The 18,727-nt window shown below is 57.0% G+C and carries 21 protein-coding genes; 14 read left to right on the top strand and 7 right to left on the bottom strand.

Going from position 1 to position 18,727, the window contains the following annotated elements:
• Nucleotides 1-1,185: an MFS transporter TsgA gene (gene tsgA, locus ACMGG3_RS16470; protein WP_020884588.1), complete on the bottom strand. Its 1,185-nt coding sequence runs from the start codon at nucleotides 1,183-1,185 to the stop codon at nucleotides 1-3.
• A 278-nt stretch (nucleotides 1,186-1,463) separates the two neighbouring features.
• On the opposite strand from tsgA, the gene ppiA reads away from it, so the two are divergent.
• The 5 genes from ppiA to argD all read left to right on the top strand — a co-directional run bounded on the left by ppiA (nucleotide 1,464) and on the right by argD (nucleotide 4,804).
• Nucleotides 1,464-2,036, top strand: coding sequence for a peptidylprolyl isomerase A (ppiA, locus tag ACMGG3_RS16465; protein WP_014171936.1), 573 nt, complete (start codon nucleotides 1,464-1,466; stop codon nucleotides 2,034-2,036).
• 107 nt (nucleotides 2,037-2,143) lie between these two features.
• Nucleotides 2,144-2,311, top strand: a complete 168-nt coding sequence (locus ACMGG3_RS16460) for a YhfG family protein (protein WP_014171935.1) — start codon at nucleotides 2,144-2,146, stop codon at nucleotides 2,309-2,311.
• The gene (locus tag ACMGG3_RS16455) at nucleotides 2,301-2,903 is read left to right on the top strand and encodes a putative adenosine monophosphate-protein transferase Fic (RefSeq protein WP_025202869.1); all 603 of its coding nucleotides are present in this window, start codon (nucleotides 2,301-2,303) and stop codon (nucleotides 2,901-2,903) included. Before ACMGG3_RS16460 ends, ACMGG3_RS16455 begins: the two co-directional genes overlap by 11 nt.
• A 30-nt stretch (nucleotides 2,904-2,933) precedes the next feature.
• The gene (pabA, locus tag ACMGG3_RS16450; RefSeq protein ID WP_014171933.1) at nucleotides 2,934-3,497 is read left to right on the top strand and encodes an aminodeoxychorismate synthase component 2; all 564 of its coding nucleotides are present in this window, start codon (nucleotides 2,934-2,936) and stop codon (nucleotides 3,495-3,497) included.
• Nucleotides 3,498-3,583: 86 nt separating this feature from the next.
• Nucleotides 3,584-4,804: a bifunctional acetylornithine/succinyldiaminopimelate transaminase gene (argD, locus tag ACMGG3_RS16445; RefSeq protein WP_190320322.1), complete on the top strand. Its 1,221-nt coding sequence runs from the start codon at nucleotides 3,584-3,586 to the stop codon at nucleotides 4,802-4,804.
• Here argD and ACMGG3_RS16440 read toward each other — a convergent pair.
• Both ACMGG3_RS16440 and crp read right to left on the bottom strand, forming a co-directional pair.
• Nucleotides 4,801-6,888: a YccS/YhfK family putative transporter gene (locus ACMGG3_RS16440; RefSeq protein WP_020884592.1), complete on the bottom strand. Its 2,088-nt coding sequence runs from the start codon at nucleotides 6,886-6,888 to the stop codon at nucleotides 4,801-4,803. The two genes, argD and ACMGG3_RS16440, sit on opposite strands and share 4 nt — an antisense overlap.
• 57 nt (nucleotides 6,889-6,945) lie before the next feature.
• Nucleotides 6,946-7,578: a cAMP-activated global transcriptional regulator CRP gene (gene crp / locus ACMGG3_RS16435; RefSeq protein WP_000242758.1), complete on the bottom strand. Its 633-nt coding sequence runs from the start codon at nucleotides 7,576-7,578 to the stop codon at nucleotides 6,946-6,948.
• Between the two features lie 311 nt (nucleotides 7,579-7,889).
• Between crp and ACMGG3_RS16430 the strand changes: the two genes are divergently transcribed.
• The gene (locus ACMGG3_RS16430) at nucleotides 7,890-8,294 is read left to right on the top strand and encodes an OsmC family protein (RefSeq protein ID WP_025202873.1); all 405 of its coding nucleotides are present in this window, start codon (nucleotides 7,890-7,892) and stop codon (nucleotides 8,292-8,294) included.
• A 67-nt stretch (nucleotides 8,295-8,361) separates the two neighbouring features.
• Here ACMGG3_RS16430 and ACMGG3_RS16425 read toward each other — a convergent pair whose 3' ends face one another.
• From ACMGG3_RS16425 to ACMGG3_RS16415, 3 genes are read right to left on the bottom strand one after another with little or no spacing between them, the layout of a single operon-like run.
• Nucleotides 8,362-9,231 carry a phosphoribulokinase gene (locus ACMGG3_RS16425; protein WP_324279782.1) on the bottom strand — a complete coding sequence of 290 codons (870 nt, stop codon included), beginning with the start codon at nucleotides 9,229-9,231 and terminating at the stop codon, nucleotides 8,362-8,364.
• 30 nt (nucleotides 9,232-9,261) lie between these two features.
• Nucleotides 9,262-9,480 carry a YheU family protein gene (locus tag ACMGG3_RS16420; protein WP_014171926.1) on the bottom strand — a complete coding sequence of 73 codons (219 nt, stop codon included), beginning with the start codon at nucleotides 9,478-9,480 and terminating at the stop codon, nucleotides 9,262-9,264.
• Nucleotides 9,477-10,499 carry a hydrolase gene (locus ACMGG3_RS16415; RefSeq protein WP_014171925.1) on the bottom strand — a complete coding sequence of 341 codons (1,023 nt, stop codon included), beginning with the start codon at nucleotides 10,497-10,499 and terminating at the stop codon, nucleotides 9,477-9,479. The genes ACMGG3_RS16420 and ACMGG3_RS16415 overlap by 4 nt, the downstream gene beginning before the upstream one ends.
• A gap of 228 nt (nucleotides 10,500-10,727) precedes the next feature.
• Between ACMGG3_RS16415 and mdcA the strand changes: the two genes are divergently transcribed.
• From mdcA to mdcH, 8 genes are all read left to right on the top strand, one after another.
• On the top strand, nucleotides 10,728-12,383 hold the full coding sequence (mdcA, locus tag ACMGG3_RS16410; RefSeq protein ID WP_014171924.1) for a malonate decarboxylase subunit alpha: 1,656 nt from the start codon (nucleotides 10,728-10,730) through the stop codon (nucleotides 12,381-12,383).
• Nucleotides 12,383-13,240: a triphosphoribosyl-dephospho-CoA synthase gene (locus ACMGG3_RS16405; RefSeq protein WP_414149315.1), complete on the top strand. Its 858-nt coding sequence runs from the start codon at nucleotides 12,383-12,385 to the stop codon at nucleotides 13,238-13,240. Before mdcA ends, ACMGG3_RS16405 begins: the two co-directional genes overlap by 1 nt.
• A 9-nt stretch (nucleotides 13,241-13,249) precedes the next feature.
• The gene (gene mdcC / locus ACMGG3_RS16400) at nucleotides 13,250-13,549 is read left to right on the top strand and encodes a malonate decarboxylase acyl carrier protein (RefSeq protein ID WP_020884595.1); all 300 of its coding nucleotides are present in this window, start codon (nucleotides 13,250-13,252) and stop codon (nucleotides 13,547-13,549) included.
• Nucleotides 13,542-14,375: a biotin-independent malonate decarboxylase subunit beta gene (locus ACMGG3_RS16395; protein WP_014171921.1), complete on the top strand. Its 834-nt coding sequence runs from the start codon at nucleotides 13,542-13,544 to the stop codon at nucleotides 14,373-14,375. The genes mdcC and ACMGG3_RS16395 overlap by 8 nt, the downstream gene beginning before the upstream one ends.
• Nucleotides 14,375-15,175 (top strand): biotin-independent malonate decarboxylase subunit gamma, encoded by an 801-nt coding sequence (mdcE, locus tag ACMGG3_RS16390; protein WP_044857567.1) that lies wholly within the window; start codon nucleotides 14,375-14,377, stop codon nucleotides 15,173-15,175. The genes ACMGG3_RS16395 and mdcE overlap by 1 nt, the downstream gene beginning before the upstream one ends.
• Before the next feature lie 122 nt (nucleotides 15,176-15,297).
• Complete coding sequence (locus ACMGG3_RS16385) at nucleotides 15,298-16,257, top strand: AEC family transporter (RefSeq protein ID WP_014171919.1); 960 nt, start codon at nucleotides 15,298-15,300, stop codon at nucleotides 16,255-16,257.
• A 2-nt stretch (nucleotides 16,258-16,259) separates the two neighbouring features.
• Nucleotides 16,260-16,877 carry a malonate decarboxylase holo-ACP synthase gene (locus ACMGG3_RS16380; RefSeq protein ID WP_044857565.1) on the top strand — a complete coding sequence of 206 codons (618 nt, stop codon included), beginning with the start codon at nucleotides 16,260-16,262 and terminating at the stop codon, nucleotides 16,875-16,877.
• Nucleotides 16,877-17,773 (top strand): malonate decarboxylase subunit epsilon, encoded by an 897-nt coding sequence (mdcH, locus tag ACMGG3_RS16375; protein ID WP_041162885.1) that lies wholly within the window; start codon nucleotides 16,877-16,879, stop codon nucleotides 17,771-17,773. The genes ACMGG3_RS16380 and mdcH overlap by 1 nt, the downstream gene beginning before the upstream one ends.
• Here the strand turns inward: mdcH and ACMGG3_RS16370 are convergent.
• On the bottom strand, nucleotides 17,762-18,712 hold the full coding sequence (locus ACMGG3_RS16370; protein WP_014171916.1) for a LysR family transcriptional regulator: 951 nt from the start codon (nucleotides 18,710-18,712) through the stop codon (nucleotides 17,762-17,764). The genes mdcH and ACMGG3_RS16370 overlap by 12 nt on opposite strands.
• Between the last annotated feature and the right edge of the window lie 15 nt (nucleotides 18,713-18,727).

Raw genomic sequence — 18,727 nt, 5'->3', positions numbered from 1 at the left:
TCAGTGGGACGCCGCTGCCGTATTATGCTGGCGGTGGCGGGTCACAAAGCCCAGAACCAGGCACATCACAAACACCACCGCGTACAAACCGTTAGCGGTATGCAGCGCGGCCAGCGGGCCGCTGTGGGCGACGATCGGGCCGGTGACCACGAAGGTCAGCATGGTGCCGATGGTGCCGCAGGTCAGCACGAAGTTCACCAGTTTCGGTGACGCCACTTTGGTCTGCAGAGAGCCCAGCGTAATGATAGAGGTGTAAATCGCGCTGGAGAAGAAGCCCAGGGTCAGGATGAACCACGGCATATGCTCCGGTGAACCGTTAATGAACAGGTACATCAGCACGGTTGCCATGCCTGCCAGCACGGTCAGAATGCGCTGCAGGTCGAAGAAGCGCAGGATGAAGCTAAACGCCCACATGCCGAACATGTAAGACATCCAGAAATCGCTCACCAGTTTACCCGCGTCGTTCAGGCTCATGCCCAGGCCTTTGGCGTATTCCGGTACCCAGGAGATAAAGCCCAGCTGACCGAGGATGTAGCACAGTGCGGCAACGGAGAGGAACAGTACGCCGATACCCCATTTCTCTTTCGCGACCGGCTCGTCCGTGGATTGCGCTTTTTTGCCCAGAACCGGGAATTCACAGCCGAAGGTCAGAATAAAGATTGCCACGTAGACCAGACCGATACAGGCATAAACCCAGTACCACTCAATGCTGCGTGCCAGCAGAACGGCCGCTACCATCGGGAAAATCATCCCCGCCATGCTGAAGAAGGAGTCGGTAAACAGCAGACGTGCGCCACGCTGACGACCTTCATACATGTGGGTAATCAGGAACGTACCGATGGACATCGTAATACCGCTCACCAGACCCAGCACAAACATGGCGGCAGAGAACAGGGCGATGCTGTGGCTCACCATTAAACCCGCGACCGCGGCGACCATCAGCACGAAACCAAAACGCAGCTGCGTTTTCAGTGGAACAATTTCCATCAGCCAGGCATTCAGGAAAATGGAGATCAGGATCCCGGCGTTGAGGAAGGTAAAGGTGTTACTCATGCTGGAAACGGGCAGCTGGAAGTAGTCTGCGATATTACCCATCACCATCCCGGTGACGATCACCAACGCGCCGGTCAGGGCGTAGGAGAAGAAGCTGATCCATGTGAGCTTGATACGATTGCTGTTAGTCATGTCTGGCCTGTTCAGGAAAAGAAAAGCGCCCGAGGGGCGCTGAGAGCGGGCAGATTTTAGACATTAAAGTGATCCATTCATATCTTTTAAGAGAAATTCGATCGCTATTGCAGGTTTTTATGTGATTCAGATCACATTAATTGGCGTCATAACCAATCGTTTGCGTGGTTACAACTGTTTCAATTTCGTAAAATTAGGTAAAAGGCTGGTCTCCGTTCATACTGCTCTTTAGAATCAAGCCATTCGCTTTTTATACTGCGCTTTGTTAAGGAATTCTCATGCTCAAATCAACGCTGGCGGCTGTCGCAGCTGTGTTTGCTCTTTCTGCCGTTTCCCCTGCTGCGCTGGCAGCCAAAGGAGACCCTCACGTTCTGCTGACCACCTCCGCCGGGAATATTGAGCTGGAACTGAATAGCCAGAAAGCTCCGGTTTCTGTGAAAAACTTCCTCGACTACGTGAATAACGGTTTCTATAACGGCACCACTTTCCACCGTGTGATCCCGGGCTTTATGGTGCAGGGTGGTGGTTTTAACGAGCAAATGCAGCAAAAGCAGCCTAACGCACCGATTAAAAACGAAGCGGATAACGGCCTGCGCAACACCCGCGGTACCATCTCAATGGCGCGTACGGCAGATAAAGACAGCGCCACCAGCCAGTTCTTTATCAACGTGGCGGATAACGCCTTCCTCGATCACGGCCAGCGCGACTTCGGTTACGCGGTCTTCGGTAAAGTGGTGAAAGGGATGGATGTTGCTGACAAGATTTCTCAGGTGCAGTCCCATGACGTTGGCCCGTACCAGAATGTGCCGACGAAACCGGTTGTGATCCTCTCTGCAAAAGTTCTGCCGTAACCTTCTTTGACACGGGCGCTTCTCGCCCGTGTTTCGCTCCCCTCCCTGCGAAAGCGCGTTTTGCTGCTTATACTTGTGGCACACGGACATCTTCAGGGAGGCGTTAAGTGAAAAAACTCACCGATAAGCAAAAATCCCGTCTCTGGGAGCAGCAGCGAAACAGTAATTTCCAGGCCAGCCGCCGCCTTGAGGGGGTTGATAGCCCGCTCGTTACGCTAAACGCCCAGGATGCGCAAAGCCGTCTTGAAGAACTCAGGAGGCACTATGAGCGATAAAATCGGTGACGATCGTGACCCGTATCTCTACCCGGGTCTGAATGTGATGCGTAACCGTCTGAATATCCGCCAGGCTGACCGTCTTGCAAAGGCATCCTATGAGATCACCGCGCTGCGGGTGGCGACGCTCGGCTTAGGCCCGTCGGCGCCGGGGTTGCCGCATCTCTGTGCAATCCACCGCCACCTTTATCAGGATATTTTTGACTGGGCGGGCGATATCCGCGAAATCGATATTTATCAGGGCGACACCCGCTTCTGCCACTTCGCCTACATCGAGAAAGAGGGCAATGTCCTGATGCAGGATCTCGAGGAAGAGGGGTATCTCAACGGTCTGCAGAAAGAGGAGTTTGTGGCCCGCCTGAGTCACTACTACTGTGAGATCAACGTGCTCCATCCCTTCCGGATTGGCAACGGTATCGCTCAGCGGATCTTCTTCGAACAACTTGCCATCCATGCAGGCTATCAGCTGAGCTGGAAAGATATCGACCCGGGCAAATGGGCGGCGGCCAACCAGAGCGGCGCAATGGGCGATTTAACGGCCCTGAACGCCATCTTTGCCAAAGTAGTGAGCGAAGCGCGGGAAACTGAGTAGAATAGGGCGGCACGTTTTTCTGGAGCCGCCATGATTCTGCTGATTGATAACTACGATTCCTTCACCTGGAACCTTTACCAGTATTTTTGTGAACTGGGTGCAGAGGTGGTGGTCCGCCGCAACGACGACATCAGCCTGGCCGAAATCGACGCGCTTGCCCCGCAGAAAATCGTTATCTCGCCGGGGCCCTGCACGCCGTCGGAATCGGGCATTTCGCTGGATGTCATTCATCACTACGCCGGTAAGTTGCCCATTCTTGGCGTCTGCCTGGGCCACCAGGCCATTGGGCAGGTGTTTGGTGCGACCATTGTGCGCGCCGCCAAAGTGATGCATGGCAAAACCGCGCCGGTGACCCATACCGGCACGGGCGTGTTTACGGGGCTTAATAATCCGCTTACCGTGACGCGCTACCATTCGCTGGTCATTGACCCGTCAACGCTGCCGGAATGCTTTGAGGTTACTGCCTGGAGCGATACCCGGGAGATCATGGGGATCCGACATCGTGAATGGGATCTCGAAGGGGTGCAATTCCACCCGGAGAGTATCCTCAGCGAGCAGGGACACCAGCTGCTGGCAAATTTCCTCAATCGTTGAATAGTGGTTGCCTTGCTGTGATTTTTTATGCATATTTTGTGATTATATTTTCATAATCACTGTGACATAAAATGGATGGTCATGACATGGCAACTGAACAATCTGCAATTACCCGCGCGACATTCGATGAAGTCATTCTGCCGATTTATGCACCGGCTGAGTTTATCCCGGTAAAAGGGAAAGGCAGCCGAGTCTGGGATCAGCAGGGGAAAGAGTATGTTGATTTCGCCGGTGGGATTGCGGTGACGGCGCTGGGTCATTGCCATCCTGCGCTGGTAGAGGCGCTGAAAACCCAGGGGGAAACCCTGTGGCATACCAGCAACGTCTTTACCAACGAACCGGCGCTACGTCTGGGCCGCAAGTTAATCAGCGCGACCTTCGCCGAACGCGTGCTGTTTATGAACTCCGGTACCGAAGCGAACGAAACCGCCTTCAAGCTGGCGCGCTACTATGCCTCCACGCGCCACAGCCCGTACAAAACCAAAATCATTGCTTTCCACAACGCCTTCCACGGTCGCTCGCTGTTTACCGTTTCCGTCGGTGGACAGCCAAAGTATTCCGATGGTTTTGGACCAAAACCGGCCGATATTATCCATGTGCCGTTTAACGATCTCCATGCGGTAAAAGCGGTAATGGATGATCACACCTGTGCGGTGGTGGTGGAGCCGATCCAGGGAGAAGGCGGCGTAACGGCTGCCACGCCTGAGTTCCTGAAAGGGCTGCGCGACCTGTGCGATGAGCATCAGGCGCTGCTGGTATTTGATGAAGTGCAGTGCGGGATGGGCCGTACCGGCTCCCTGTTTGCCTACATGCATTACGGCGTGACGCCGGATATTCTGACCAGCGCCAAAGCGCTCGGCGGCGGCTTCCCGGTCAGTGCGGTATTAACGACGCAGGAGATTGCCTCCGCGTTCCACGTGGGTTCCCACGGCTCCACATACGGCGGCAACCCGCTGGCGAGTGCCGTCGCGGGTGCCGCGTTCGACATTATCAACACCCCTGGGGTTCTGAGCGGCGTCAACGCGAAGCGTGAGCTTTTCGTGAAGCATTTGCAGCAGATTGATGACCAGTATGACGTCTTCAGCGAGATCCGCGGGATGGGGTTACTGATCGGCGCGGAGCTGAAGCCACAGTACAAAGGCCGCGCGCGCGATTTCCTGCACGCCGCCGCCCATGAAGGGGTGATGGTGCTCAATGCCGGACCGGACGTGATGCGCTTTGCGCCGTCGCTGGTGGTCGAAAATCAGGACATTGAAGACGGATTAAACCGTTTTGCCGCGGCGGTCGCGAAGATCGTAAACGCTTAAGACTCCGTTCGCGTTAAGCGACGGGTTAACCATATCCCGTGGTGAGGGCGCTGACGCCATGCTACCGACGAAATGGTGTGCATGGTGTTCAGATGCCCGAGAACGCGCTGCAGATGCTGCTCCAGGGTGCTCATTGGCCCGTGGGTGAGCGTCTCTGGCGCCTCCAGAATGTTCGAATCCCCTGACTCGCCAGGCGCGTCATACTCGAGTCGCTGCTGACACCGCTGCAGGGCAATCTCACACGACTGCAGGTAGCGCTGCGCCAGATCGGGCGTCAGCATCGTATGTTCCCGCGCCAGCGTGGTCATCGCGTTGATATGCTCAACGATAAACTGGCTGTGCGTCACCCAGAGCTTCATGTCCGCCAGATAGTGCGAGTTAAAGCCGGGCTCCTGCATCGCCTGATTCAGCGAGTTAAACAGGGCGTTATGCGCCTGGTTGACCTTCATCCGCTGATACGCCAGCGGGGAGGGCTGCGGGTCGTCACTCAGGATCAGGCGAATGGCCTGCTGGTCGGCCTCCAGCGCATCATGGGCGTTCTGTCTGAGCAGCCCGCTTTGCCACTGAGGCCACAACCAGACCATGCCGCCAAAGGCAATCAGGCAGCCGATCAGGGTATCGACCAGCCTGGCGATAATAAACTGCTCGCCGTTGAGCGTGAGCAACTGCAGGGTATACACCGCCGTTACCGTAAAGCCCACCATCGCCCAGCCGTAGTTTTTGCGGATGATCAGGTAGCTCACCATCGTGATCACCAGCATCCCTGCCAGCGTATAGCCTTCCGGCACGTGAAAGTGCAGCGTAACGCCCGCAATGATCAGCCCCGCCATCGTTCCGCCTGCCCGGTGCAGAATGCGCACCCGCGTCGCGCCATAGCCGTTCTGGGTGACAAACAGGATGGTCATTAAAATCCAGTACGGTTTGGGCAGATGCAGCGCCATGCCCATCAGGCTGGCAATGCTTAGCATCACGCTAATTCGCGCGGCGTTGCGCAGGGCAGATGATTTAAGGGAGAGGTAGCTTCTGAGCGCTGGCAGCAGCGGCAGGCGTTTTTGTTTGTCGGCCATCAGGTCGCGCGGATAAAGCGGACGCTGGGTTCGTAACACGCGGGCGATACGGCTGAAGTGCCAGGCGGCAAACTGACCCACCGGGTTGTCTTCATGCTGACGGGCAATCTTCTCCAGCGCGCCGAGCTGTTTGTCCATGTTAAAGCGCGTGGGGTAGCGGTGATACAGAATATCGTCAGCCAGCACCCGAAGGCGCGCGGAGACGGTTTGCGCGTTCCAGCGGATCACCGCTTCGGCATGGCTGCGCTCGACCAGTTTTTGCACCTCCTGCGGCTGGTGCAGGCTCACGGAGATATGCTCCTGTAAGTCCAGCCCCACCTGAAAGACGCGCAGCAGCCGCTTATATTCGTGGTTCTTATTGGCGGCGAGCATATGCAGCTGCTGATAACACTGGCTTATCAGGTCCACCACCTTTTGCTGACGTGTCAGCAGCGGCGGCAGTGATTTTTCTGGATCGGTATGCTGGGTGAGCAAGGTGTATTTGGCTTCACAGTAATCCGCCAGCTGCACGTAGAGCAGGCTCAGGGATTCCCGCAGCGGCTGTTCCCGCCACAGCCAGAACCAAAACCAGTTAAACAGTCCGTACCACAGCGTACCGAGGGCGTAGATCAGCAGCGGCTCCCACACCGGCATGTTACCCGCAAGGCTCAGCGTGAAGATGGCGGCAATCAGCGACGCGGGAAGCAAACGCGCGTGCAGTGAGCTGATTTCAGCGGTTACGCCCAGGGTCATCGCCAGGACGGTGAGGATCAGCGGCAGCGGGATATCGCGGGCCAGCAAAAGCTGCACGGCGAGGCTACAGCCCGCAAACAGCGAGCCGCCCACGATCAGCCGTTTGAAAAAGCGCTTATGCGGTGTATCCAGACCGGCAATGTTGCAGCAGGCGGGAACAAGAGAGAAGAGCAGACCTTGCTGAAGATGGCCCAGAATCAGGCCTACGGCCACAGGAAGGCACAACACCAGCGTTTGTCGCAGTGCGTAGTTAACTTCCGGGTGATAAATCAGCCTGCGCCACATGGGGAATAGAGACAAAAACGGCGTGACACCTTGCGATGGCACGCCGTTTGAGCGGAATTAACGCGTTCCGTAAACCACGATGGTTTTACCGTGTGCGGAGATCAGGTTCTGATCTTCCAGCATTTTCAGAATACGGCCCACTGTTTCACGGGAGCAACCGACAATCTGACCGATTTCCTGACGGGTAATTTTAATTTGCATGCCATCAGGGTGAGTCATCGCATCGGGTTGTTTCGCCAGATTCAGCAGGGTCTGAGCGATACGGCCGGTCACGTCCAGGAAGGCGAGGTTACCCACTTTCTCAGATGTCACCTGCAGACGGCGCGCCATCTGCGAAGAAAGACGCATCAGGATGTCAGGGTTAACCTGAATCAACTGACGGAATTTCTTGTAGGAAATTTCAGCCACTTCACATGCTGTCTTTGCACGAACCCAGGCGCTACGTTCCTGGCCTTCTTCAAACAGGCCCAGTTCACCGATGAAATCGCCCTGGTTCAGATAAGAAAGGATCATCTCTTTCCCTTCTTCATCTTTGATCAGCACTGCCACCGAGCCTTTGACGATGTAATACAACGTTTCCGCTTTTTCACCCTGGTGAATCAGCGTGCTCTTCGATGGGTACTTATGAATGTGGCAATGAGACAAGAACCATTCGAGAGTCGGGTCTGTTTGCGGTTTGCCAAGCACCATGCGCTGTTATCCTCTGTTATAAGCTGTCACCAGAGTCATAAGATGCATCCGGACTCTGGGGTTGCAATCGAATTCTTACCCATACCCTGGGAAGTCGGCTATCGTAACGTTTCGCAGCCAGTAAAGTTTGATGTCCTCTGCATACATGTGTAACGTCAATGTATTACTGTAGCATCCTGAGTGTTTTAGCATAGCTTTCGCCGCGTGTCTCCTGGTGTCTCGCTTCAGCATGACGCAGGTCGCCTTCCATTGCGAGAAATGTAACGCACGCGTAATCTGTCACCAAAAATGCAACGTTGGAGTGAGTGAATATGCAAGCGCGTGTGAAATGGGTTGAAGGTTTAACGTTCCTGGGCGAGTCCGCTTCAGGACACCAGATTTTGATGGATGGTAACTCCGGCGATAAAGCACCAAGCCCAATGGAAATGGTGCTGATGGCAGCAGGTGGATGCAGCGCAATTGATGTGGTGTCGATCCTGCAAAAAGGCCGTCACGATGTGACCGACTGCGAAGTAAAACTCACCTCAGAACGCCGCGAAGAGGCACCACGCCTGTTTACCCACATTAACCTGCATTTCATCGTCAGCGGGAAAGAACTGAAAGACGCGGCGGTCTCACGCGCGGTCGATCTTTCAGCGGAGAAATACTGCTCGGTCGCCTTAATGCTCGAGAAAGCGGTAAAAATTACGCATTCGTATGAAGTGATCGACGCCTGATATTGGGGGGGCATCGTTCACCCCGATGCCCTCACCGAAGCCCTCTCCCACGCGGAGAGGGAAATCATCAGGCGATTTTCTTCCCTTCTATCAACCGCTGCACCAGCGGCATCATAATTAATTCCATTGCCAGCCCCATTTTTCCGCCCGGAACCACTAACGTATTCATGTGCGAAATAAATGAGCCCTGCAGCATCGCCAGCAGCCAGGGGTAATCAATGCCGTCGAGATTGCGGAAATGGATAACCACAAAGCTCTCATCCAGCGACGGGATACTTTTGGCGGCGAACGGGTTAGAGGTGTCCACTGTCGGTACGCGCTGGAAGTTGATATGCGTGCGGGAGAACTGCGGCGTCAGGTAAGTAATGTAGTCTTCCATGGAGCGCACGACGGAATCCATCACCGCCTCGCGTGAATGGCCGCGCTCGCTGATGTCACGCGTCAGCTTCTGGATCCACTCAAGGTTCACGATGGGCACCACGCCAACCAGCAGATCCACGTGACGCGCCACGTCATGCTGCGGCGTCACCACGCCACCGTGCAACCCTTCGTAAAACAGGACGTCGGTCGGTTCCGGCAGCGGTTGCCAGGGGGTAAAGGTGCCGGGCACCTGGTTCCAGGGAACGGCTTCATCGTAGGTGTGCAGATATTTGCGTGACTGCCCCTTGCCGATCTGGCCGTACTCCTGAAAGGTTTGCTCCAGCAGGCCGAAGTCATTGGCCTCCGGGCCGAAGTAGCTGATGTGTTTACCCAGATCGCGCGCCTTGCGGATAGCCATATCCATCTCCGGGCGCGTGTAGCGGTGAAAGCTATCGCCTTCGACCTCCGCCGCACGGAGATTCAGTTGGGCGAAAATCTTACGAAAAGCGAGGCTGGTCGTGGTGGTTCCCGCACCACTCGAACCCGTAACGGCAATAACCGGATGTCTGGCAGACATAGCAACTCCCTGACTGGAAAGGTTTAAAGATCAGCCATGAAACGCGTTGCGGGGCATGATATTGACCGTCTCATGCAGTTCAGACCATACCAGCACCACGTCGCCGCTTTTGAGCTGGCGCTTCACATCGTTGACCTTTTGCTCAAGCGAACGTTCATGTTCACCATAATCGGTACCTTCGCGCAAGACAAAGCTTTCAATCAGATTATCGAGCGTGTCGGGGGAGAGGTCCTGCCATGGAATAATCATTTTGCACCGTCCAGATAAGGGGTAAGCCAGTCAGGAATACGCGACTCCAGCCACATTTTCGGGCGGCGCAACGTTCCACCGATGAACCCCACGTGACCACCATGCTCTGTCAGCTGGTAGTGAACGTTGGCAGGCAAAAATTCCTGCGCGGGGATAGAGTGATGATCCATAAACGGGTCATCTTTGGCATGAATGATAAGCGTCGGTTGCGTGATCTTGCTGAGCAGCGGCATGGCGCTGCACTGACGATAGTAATCAATCGCATCGGCAAAGCCGTGAATTTTGGCGGTGATCAGATCGTCGAATTCACGGATGCGACGGACCTTTTTCAACTGACGCAGGCTCACCGGCAGCGTATCCGGATAGGCCTTCAGCTTGCGCGCCGCGTTGGCTTTCAACAGGTTGAGCAGGTAACGCTGATAGACCCGGGAAAAGCCTTTCTCCATATGGTAGCTGCACTGCTCCAGCATAAAGGGCGCGGAGACAATGACGGCCGCATCCAGCGGCACGGTGTCGCCCTCTTTTGCCAGCAGGCAGGCCAGCATATTGCCGCCCAGCGAGTAGCCCACGGCCGCTGTCGGGACGGTACCAAAGTTTTCCCGTAACCAGTGTAAAAACCAGGTGCCGTCTTCGGTTTCACCCGAGTGATAGATGCGCTTCTGGCGATTCGGTTCGCCGCTACAGCCGCGAAAGTGCATCACCACGCCGAGCCAGCCCCGCGCTTTGGCTGCCTGGATGAGCCCGTGTGCATAGGGGCTGTGCAGACTGCCTTCCAGACCGTGAAAGACCACCAGACGCGGCTTGTGGCGCGCCTGTTCTGGCTCTTCGCTCCATGCCAGGTCCAGAAAGTCACCGTCCGGTAAGTCCAGCCGTTGCCAGTGCGGCGTGAACTGAACCTTACGGCGGATGAGTCGCGGCAGCATGGTCTGCAGATGGCAATTGGCCACGCCGCGCATGGGCACGAACTCGGTGCTGTCTTCGGCGATGATGTCGAAGTCTGATGGAATGATTTGGCTCATAACGGCGATGCTAATTCTTGTCAGTTATTTTCTGTTCTTTCCGAATTGTACCCCGTTTAGCCTGGTTTTCCGAAACATGAACTGATCTCGATCACAAATATTTACCTTGATTATTACTCTCAGGCTAATGATTCCGCCCTGCGCTTAATTGATGGCTTCCTCGCCACAGCGCACACTTTACTCAACGTTAAGCAAATCAGAATGATGTGCTGAATCAGGAGGTTAATAATGTTATCTGGGCAAACACCCACCCGGCAATGGAACACACGACGCACCGAGAAAGCGCGTCGTCTGGCCTCCGTACCGGTGCAGGGCAAGGTACTGCCAACCGGCGATCTTGTCGCCATGCTGGAAAAACTGATCGCGCCTGGCGACAAAGTCGTTCTGGAAGGTAATAACCAGAAGCAGGCCGATTTCCTTTCACGCTCGCTGGCTGAAGTGAACCCGCAAATCGTGCATGACCTGCACATGATTATGCCAAGCGTGGGCCGTAGCGAGCATCTGGATATCTTTGAGAAAGGTATCGCCCGCAAGCTGGACTTCTCCTTCTCCGGTACCCAGAGCCTGCGCATCTCGCAGCTGCTGGAAGATGGTCAGCTCGAAATTGGCGCTATCCATACCTACATAGAACTCTATTCACGTCTGTACGTGGATCTCTCGCCAAACGTGGCGCTGATTGCCGGCTTTAAAGCGGACCGAAAAGGTAATCTTTATACCGGCGCAAGCACCGAAGATACCCCCGCGCTGGTGGAAGCGGCCGCGTTCCATGACGGCATTGTCATCGCACAGGTGAATGAGCTGGTGGACGACGAATGCGACCTGCCGCGCGTTGATATTCCCGGCTCCTGGATTGACTTCGTGGTGGTGGCCGACAAACCGTTCTTTATCGAACCGCTGTTTACCCGCGACCCGCGTCTCATCAAACAGGAACATATCCTGATGGCGATGATGGCCATTAAGGGCATTTATGCGGAACATCAGGTGCAATCCCTGAACCACGGGATTGGTTTCAATACCGCGGCGATTGAACTGCTGCTGCCGACCTACGGTGAACAGCTCGGCCTGAAAGGCAAAATCTGTAAACACTGGACCCTTAACCCGCACCCAACCCTGATCCCGGCGATTGAAAGCGGCTGGGTGGAAAGCGTGCACTGCTTCGGCGGCGAACTGGGGATGGAAGAGTACATTCGTGCACGTCCGGATATCTTCTTTACCGGTGCCGACGGCTCTATGCGTTCCAACCGCGCCTTCTGTCAGCTGGCAGGCCAGTACGCCGTTGATATGTTCATCGGCTCAACCCTGCAGGTTGACGGGTATGCCAACTCCTCAACCGTGACCCGTGGTCGTCTCTCTGGTTTCGGCGGTGCGCCAAACATGGGCCATGACCCGCATGGTCGTCGTCATGCCACCCCGGCCTGGCTGAACATGATCACCGAACCTGATCCGATGCAGCGCGGTAAAAAACTCGTCGTCCAGATGGTGGAAACCTTCCAGGCAGGCGTGAAACCGACCTTTGTGGAAAAACTCGATGCTGTTGACGTTGCGAAAGCGTCCGGAATGCCTCTGGCTCCGGTCATGATCTACGGCGACGACGTGACACATGTGCTGACGGAAGAGGGGATTGCTTACCTCTATCGCGCAGAAAGTCTGGAAGAGCGCCGGGCGATGGTTGCGGCCGTCGCGGGGATCACCGATATCGGTCTGGGCGTCGATGCCAAACGTGTGGCGCAGTTGCGCCAGAGCGGCAAAGTGGTTTACCCGGAAGATATGGGGATTCGCCGCACCGATGCCACCCGTTCTCTGCTGGCAGCAGGCAGCGTGTCAGACCTGGTTGAATGGTCTGGCGGTCTTTACAACCCACCTGCGAAATTCCGGAGCTGGTAATGAAACTTCTGCCCCAGATTCAGGTTGAAGGCGGTGCCGAATGGCTGGCGCGAACCGCCACGCAGTGTCTGATTGACGAAGCACAGTTAAGCCCGAAACCCGGTCTGGTGGACAGTCGGGGGAACGGCGCGCACCACGATCTGTCGCTCGCGTTGATGGAGCATTCCGCGCGCAGCCTGACCCCCACGTTTCAGGCGCTGGCGCAACACAGCTGGCAGCGTCCGGCGGATATTGCGCTCAGGCAAACCATAGGGCGACTCGGCCGTGAAGGTGAGCAGCAGATGATGGCGGCTACCGACGGTGTAAATACCCACCGCGGCGCGATTTGGGCGCTGGGGCTGCTGGTCAGTGCCGTGGCGATGCTCGGTGGCGATGCCAGCGCGCAGGCGGTAGCGAATACCGCGGCACAGCTGGCGAAACTGCCCGATGACGCGGCGCCGAAAGTGTTCAGCAAAGGGCTACGCGCCACGCGCCGCTACCGGGTTCCGGGCGCACGTGAAGAGGCTCAGCAGGCATTTCCACACGTGATGCAGCGTGCTCTGCCGCGGCTTCGTCTGAGCCGTCTTAACGGCAGCAGCGAAACGTACGCAAGGCTCGATGCGCTGATGGCCATCATGACGTCGCTTACCGACACCTGCGTGCTGTCGCGCGCCGGGATGGCGGGGCTGGAGGCCATGCAGAACGGTGCGCGTGCGGTGCTGAGCGCCGGAGGATGCGCGACATCCGCAGGCCAGATGGCGCTGGCGAGATTAGACCGTCACATGCTGGCACTCAATGCCTCACCGGGCGGAGCTGCCGACCTGCTTGCCGCCACGCTGTTTCTCGATCGCATCGAAACGCCTTATTCAAAGCATTAAGAGGATGTTATGGAAAAAATCACATTAACCATGCCAGCGAGCCGCGCGTTAAGCGGCAAAGCGCTCGCAGGGGTTGTTGGTTCCGGGGATATGGAGGTGCTGTTTGCCGCCGAACCGGGCCAGACGTTAACCATTGATATCACCACGTCCGTCGACAACAGCCGCGGTCGCTGGGAGGCGTTATTCAACCGCCTGCACACCGTCAGCAGCCTGCCTGCAGGAAAACTGACGATCCACGACTTTGGCGCGACGCCGGGGGTGGCACGCATTCGTATCGAACAGGTTTTTGAAGGGGTGAGCCATGCGTGATGATCGGAGTTTTATTGAATTAAAAGCTCGCCAGCGTGCTCAGGCATTGCTGGACGACGGGAGCTATCGCGAACTGCTGGATCCTTTTGAAGGCATTATCTCCCCGTGGCTGGGGCCGCAGGGTATCGTTCCTCAGGCCGATGACGGCATGGTGGTCGCCAAAGGCACCCTCAACGGCCAGCCTGCGGTAGTGGTGGCGATCGAAGGTGCGTTCCAGGGCGGCAGCATGGGCGAAGTGTCCGGCGCCAAAATGGCGGCCGCGCTGGAGCTGGCAGCAGAAGATAACCGCAACGGGATCCCGACGCAGGCGGTACTGTGTCTCGAAACCGGCGGCGTGCGTCTGCAGGAAGCCAACCTGGGCCTGGCGGCCATTGCCGATATTCATGCGGCAATTGTTGACCTGCGTCGTTACACCCCGGTGGTCGGGATTGTGGCCGGGACCGTGGGCTGCTTCGGTGGGATGTCTATCGCTGCTGCACTGTGCAGCTACCTGATTGTCACCCGCGAAGCGCGTCTCGGTCTGAATGGTCCTCAGGTTATCGAGCAGGAAGCGGGAATTGAAGAGTATGACTCCCGCGACCGTCCGTTTATCTGGAGCATGACCGGTGGCGAAGTCCGCTATGAAAGCGGCCTGGTGGATGCGCTGGTTGGCGATGGCGTGAACGCGGTGAAAGCGGCGATGAACGACGCGATTGCCAAAGGCGTGCCTGCAAAACATCGCACCGATAACTATGACGATTACCTGAACCGTCTGACGAATTTCGACACCCGCAAACAGGCCGATGCCGAACAGATTAAAGCGCTCTTTGCCCGGGAGGTGAAATGATGACTAACTCAGTAAGCCGTGGCGAACTCTGGCTGCAAACACTCGCGCCGAACGCCAGACGCCTGGAGGGTTTATGCCCGTCCGTACAGGCGGCCGATGGTGAACTTAACGGTGAAACGGTACGTTTTGTTGCCGTGGTACCGGATGCCAACAACCACTTCCCGCGCGCGGCGAAAGGGGAAGTCGGTCTGCTGGAAGGCTGGACGCTGGCGAAAGTGGTGAGCGAAACCGTTGCCGCCGATGCCAACAGCGCCGTGAAGCGCCCGATCGTGGCGGTGATTGACGTGCCAAGCCAGGCCTATGGCCGTCGTGAAGAGGCATTTGGTATTCACCAGGCGTTGGCCGGCGCGGCGGCGGCCTATGCTAACGCGCGTCTGGCCGGTCATCCGGTGATTGGGCTTATCGTTGGTAAAGCGATGTCCGGCGCGTTTCTGGCGCACGGGTACCAGGCAAACCGCCTGATTGCCTTTAACGATAAAGGCGTGCTGATCCATGCCATGGGTAAAGAGTCTGCGGCGCGTATTACGCTACGTACCGTGGACGCGCTGGAAAAACTGGCGGCAACGATCCCGCCAATGGCCTATGACATTAGCAACTACGCCACACTGGGGCTGCTTTCCAACCTGCTGGACATCAGCAACCCGGATGCCCCTTCTGAAAACGATCTGATGCAGGTGAAAACCACGCTGCAACAGGCCATCCATGACGCTCGTCAGGACAACACCCTGAAAAACCGTCTCGGTGCTGACAATCGCCGCAGCTCTGCCCTCGTACGCGAACGCATGCGGGCAAGCTGGTAAGTAAAAAGAGACCTGCCAGATGCACTCCCCGCGGACGTAACCGTTACGTCCGCGCGGGAACCTGCATCCTGAAAATAATAATCATCGCGCCAGTGCTTAAACTTTTTTACTACAGGTGAATTATGACTTACGTAATTGTTCATGCTCTTGCACCGATTTTCGTCATCATGCTGCTGGGATTCTGGGCCGGTAAGGCAAAGATGGTCGATAACAAAAATGTCTCCCTGCTCAATATCTTCGTCATGGATTTTGCTTTGCCTGCCGCGCTGTTCAGCGCCACGGTGCAAACCCCGTGGACCGGCATCGTAGCCCAGTCACCGCTGATTCTGGTGCTGACCCTGGCGATGTGGATAACCTACGCGGCCATTTACTTCCTCGCGACCAGCGTCTTTAAAAAATCCCCACAGGATGCCGCCGTGCTTACGCTGACGGTGGCGCTGCCAAACTATGCCGCGCTTGGCTTGCCGATTCTGGGCAGCGTGCTGGGTGAAAGTTCTTCAACCTCACTGTCCGTGGCGGTCTCTATTGCCTGTGGTTCGGTACTGATGACGCCGTTCTGCCTGCTGATTCTGGAACGTGAAAAAGCGCGTGCCGAAGGCAATAACTCCGGTTCAACGCTCTCGATGCTGCCGGTGCTGATGTGGCGCTCGATTAAAAAACCGATTGTGATGGGTCCCCTGCTGGGTGTGATTTTGTCTGCTATCGGCATCAAAATGCCTGAACTTGTTCTGGCCGCCATTAAGCCACTGGGGCTTTCTGCAACGGCTGCCGCGCTGTTCCTGACCGGGGTGATCCTCTCTGCGCGTAAGCTGCAGATCAACACCATGGTGATTACCTCAACCGTTGCCAAGCTGCTGATCCAGCCTGCGATTGCCTGGGGTATCGTTCTGATCTTCGGTCTGCACGGCTCCGTGGCGATCACCGCTATCCTGATGATTGCGCTCTCAGCCGGTTTCTTCGGCGTGGTGTTCGGTAACCGCTTTGGCGTGCAGTCTCCGGATGCGGAAGCGGTGCTGCTGTTAAGCTCGGTACTGTGTATCCTGTCGCTGCCACTGTTTATCTCGCTGACTTCAGGAATGTAATCATGACCACAACATTACGCCCTCACGACCTCATCTGGCTTAACGCGCGTGACGCGCTGGAAGGCATCACTGACGACTGGGTGGATGCGGTATGGCATACCGGTTTGCCGGTGGTCGTGCGGCGTGATGTTGATAACGCTGGCCGTATTCCCGTTGGCGTACGCGGTTTACGCCGCGACCAGCGGGCGGCCGGTTGGGTGAAGCCAGACAACGTCGTGCGGGTGGTCTCACCCGAGGCGTTGAGCGTGACCGCCGATCTTCTGCGTTCACCGTTTGTGACTCAGCCACCGGTGCAGGTGGCGTTGCAACTTTCTCAGCAGGCATGGCCGTGGACGTGGGGAATTACGGGCAGCACGGGCTACGCCCTGGCGACCGGTATCCCGGTCATTCATGCCGACAGCGATCTCGATCTGCTGGTGCGAGCCCCTCAGCCTCTGTCGGCTGACGCTTTTCGTGTCTGGGCGTCACAGCTCAGCCGCGCGTTATGTCGGGCAGACACCCAGGTGGACACCCCTGAAGGCGGCTTTGCGCTGACGGAGTGGCTGCGCGACGGCAAAACGTTGCTGAAGACCCGCCGTGGGCCGCGCCTGGTGGCGGACCCGTGGCACAGGGAGGAGTGATGAAAATACTGTTTACCTTTCCAGGGCAGGGCACCCAGCATGTCGGTATGCTGCAAAACCTGCCTGGCACGACGCTGGAGCAGGCCCGCGAGGTATTGGGTGGCGAAGTCGATATGCTGGATACCGCGGCAGCGTTAACCCACACGCGAGCCGTTCAGCTTTCGTTGTTAATTGCCGGTGTTGCCTGGGCGCGTGAGCTTGAACAACGCGGCGTGGCACCGGATATCGTCAGCGGTCTGTCTATTGGCGCGTATCCGGCCGCGGTCATTGCCGGTGCGCTGGAATTTGCCGACGCGCTGAAGCTGGTCGCGCTGCGTGGCGATCTCATGGAGCAAGCCTATCCGCACGGTTATGGCCTGACCGCGATAATGGGGCTGACCCTGCCTCAGGTTGAAGCGTTGCTGGAAGGCACCGGAACGTATATCGCCAATTTGAACGCGGAAACACAGATTGTGATCGCCGGCACCGATGAGGGGATGGCGCAGGTGGCGAAACGCGCGCTGGCAAAAGGGGCTAATAAGGCGCATCGGCTGACCGTCAGCGTGCCTTCCCATTGCGAACTGCTGGCGGAGCCGGCGCACAAGCTGGTGGAGGCGTTCACATCCGTCACGCTCACACGCCCGCGCTGTGCTTACCTGAGCGGCAGCACAGGACGCGTGCTCTGGACGCCTGAGAAAATCGCGGACGATCTGGCGATGAATATGGCGCGCACGGTGCGCTGGCAGGAAGCGGTGATTTCTGCCAACGAGCGTGAAGCTCGGCTGGCGATTGAAATGCCACCTGGCGGTGTACTGACCTGCCTGACGCGTCAGGCGGCCTGGGAAGGGGAGTCAGTTTCGCTGGAGCGCAGTGGTGTTGACGTGGCGGTACACCTGGCTAAGCGGCTACAGCGGTAGGGTCTGCGCAGGGTCGGTGGCGATACTGCGGGCATACATTCGCCCTTCGGCTGCCAGTGCCCGCAGGCTGGGGTCTTGCTCGCGGTTGCGGGCAAACACAATGGCAATCAACTGCTGCATTTGATACGGCTGAGCCAGCTTCAGTAGCTGTACTGAGTTCTCATACACTTTCTTCATTCTGCCTGGCATGAGCGTAAAGCCCACGCCCGCCTGCACCAGACTCAGCATTGAGAAAATGTCATTTACGCGGGTGACGATTTCCGGTTCGAAACCGGCAATATGAAACGCTTCCTGAAACCCGGCGTAGGTGGCAAACCCTTCCGACAGCGCGACAAACTTCTGGTCTTTGTAATCACGTAAGTCGGCAGGCCCGCTGGTGTTCAGCGTGGCAGAGGCCGGTGCGGCAAGAAAAATGTCGTCATGGAACAGGGGGAGCACTTCCAGACTGTTGCGGTCGATATCGCTTTCGGAAATAGAGATGAGGATGGCGTCGAGCAAACCGTCGTCCAGCATACGCAACAGGGTCTCGTTAGAGCCCATCGTCAGATCCATCTCCAGGTCCGGACGGCGCAGTTTCATCCCCATAATCAGGCGTGGCACGGTTTCCAGCGTCAGCGAGTAGAGCGTGCCGACGCGCAGTCGTCCCTGGCCAACACCGGCCGTTTTGCGCGCTTCTTCCAGCCCGCGCGCCATTACCTGCATCACTTCCTGACAATATTCCAGCAGCGTCCAGGCTGAAGGCAGCGCAATGAGATTGCGACCTTTGTGCGTAAAGAGCGGGCAGCGCACATTTTCTTCGAGAGTATGCAGCGCGCGGTGCACGCTAACGCCGCTCAGGCCAAGCGCTTCGGCGGTACGGGCGATATTGCCCTTCTCCATAAAGGTCATGAAGATGCTGAGTTTACGAAATGTAATGTCGCTCGTGATATCGAAACTCATAACCCTCCCGGGGAT

The organism is Enterobacter sp. BNK-18 (genome assembly GCF_047456135.1).
GTDB classification, from domain to species: Bacteria; Pseudomonadota; Gammaproteobacteria; order Enterobacterales; family Enterobacteriaceae; genus Enterobacter; species Enterobacter ludwigii.
The sequence above is the reverse complement of the archived record's forward strand: the minus strand, read 5'-3'. Positions and strand labels throughout refer to the sequence as shown.

Coding starts and splice junctions, on each gene's coding strand:
- tsgA (WP_020884588.1), bottom strand. CDS start 1,185: ATGACTAACAGCAATCGTATCAAGCTCACATGGATCAGCTTCTTCTCC.
- ppiA (WP_014171936.1), top strand. CDS start 1,464: ATGCTCAAATCAACGCTGGCGGCTGTCGCAGCTGTGTTTGCTCTTTCT.
- ACMGG3_RS16455 (WP_025202869.1), top strand. CDS start 2,301: ATGAGCGATAAAATCGGTGACGATCGTGACCCGTATCTCTACCCGGGT.
- pabA (WP_014171933.1), top strand. CDS start 2,934: ATGATTCTGCTGATTGATAACTACGATTCCTTCACCTGGAACCTTTAC.
- argD (WP_190320322.1), top strand. CDS start 3,584: ATGGCAACTGAACAATCTGCAATTACCCGCGCGACATTCGATGAAGTC.
- ACMGG3_RS16440 (WP_020884592.1), bottom strand. CDS start 6,888: ATGTGGCGCAGGCTGATTTATCACCCGGAAGTTAACTACGCACTGCGA.
- crp (WP_000242758.1), bottom strand. CDS start 7,578: ATGGTGCTTGGCAAACCGCAAACAGACCCGACTCTCGAATGGTTCTTG.
- ACMGG3_RS16430 (WP_025202873.1), top strand. CDS start 7,890: ATGCAAGCGCGTGTGAAATGGGTTGAAGGTTTAACGTTCCTGGGCGAG.
- ACMGG3_RS16425 (WP_324279782.1), bottom strand. CDS start 9,231: ATGTCTGCCAGACATCCGGTTATTGCCGTTACGGGTTCGAGTGGTGCG.
- ACMGG3_RS16420 (WP_014171926.1), bottom strand. CDS start 9,480: ATGATTATTCCATGGCAGGACCTCTCCCCCGACACGCTCGATAATCTG.
- ACMGG3_RS16415 (WP_014171925.1), bottom strand. CDS start 10,499: ATGAGCCAAATCATTCCATCAGACTTCGACATCATCGCCGAAGACAGC.
- mdcA (WP_014171924.1), top strand. CDS start 10,728: ATGTTATCTGGGCAAACACCCACCCGGCAATGGAACACACGACGCACC.
- ACMGG3_RS16405 (WP_414149315.1), top strand. CDS start 12,383: ATGAAACTTCTGCCCCAGATTCAGGTTGAAGGCGGTGCCGAATGGCTG.
- mdcC (WP_020884595.1), top strand. CDS start 13,250: ATGGAAAAAATCACATTAACCATGCCAGCGAGCCGCGCGTTAAGCGGC.
- ACMGG3_RS16395 (WP_014171921.1), top strand. CDS start 13,542: ATGCGTGATGATCGGAGTTTTATTGAATTAAAAGCTCGCCAGCGTGCT.
- mdcE (WP_044857567.1), top strand. CDS start 14,375: ATGACTAACTCAGTAAGCCGTGGCGAACTCTGGCTGCAAACACTCGCG.
- ACMGG3_RS16385 (WP_014171919.1), top strand. CDS start 15,298: ATGACTTACGTAATTGTTCATGCTCTTGCACCGATTTTCGTCATCATG.
- ACMGG3_RS16380 (WP_044857565.1), top strand. CDS start 16,260: ATGACCACAACATTACGCCCTCACGACCTCATCTGGCTTAACGCGCGT.
- mdcH (WP_041162885.1), top strand. CDS start 16,877: ATGAAAATACTGTTTACCTTTCCAGGGCAGGGCACCCAGCATGTCGGT.
- ACMGG3_RS16370 (WP_014171916.1), bottom strand. CDS start 18,712: ATGAGTTTCGATATCACGAGCGACATTACATTTCGTAAACTCAGCATC.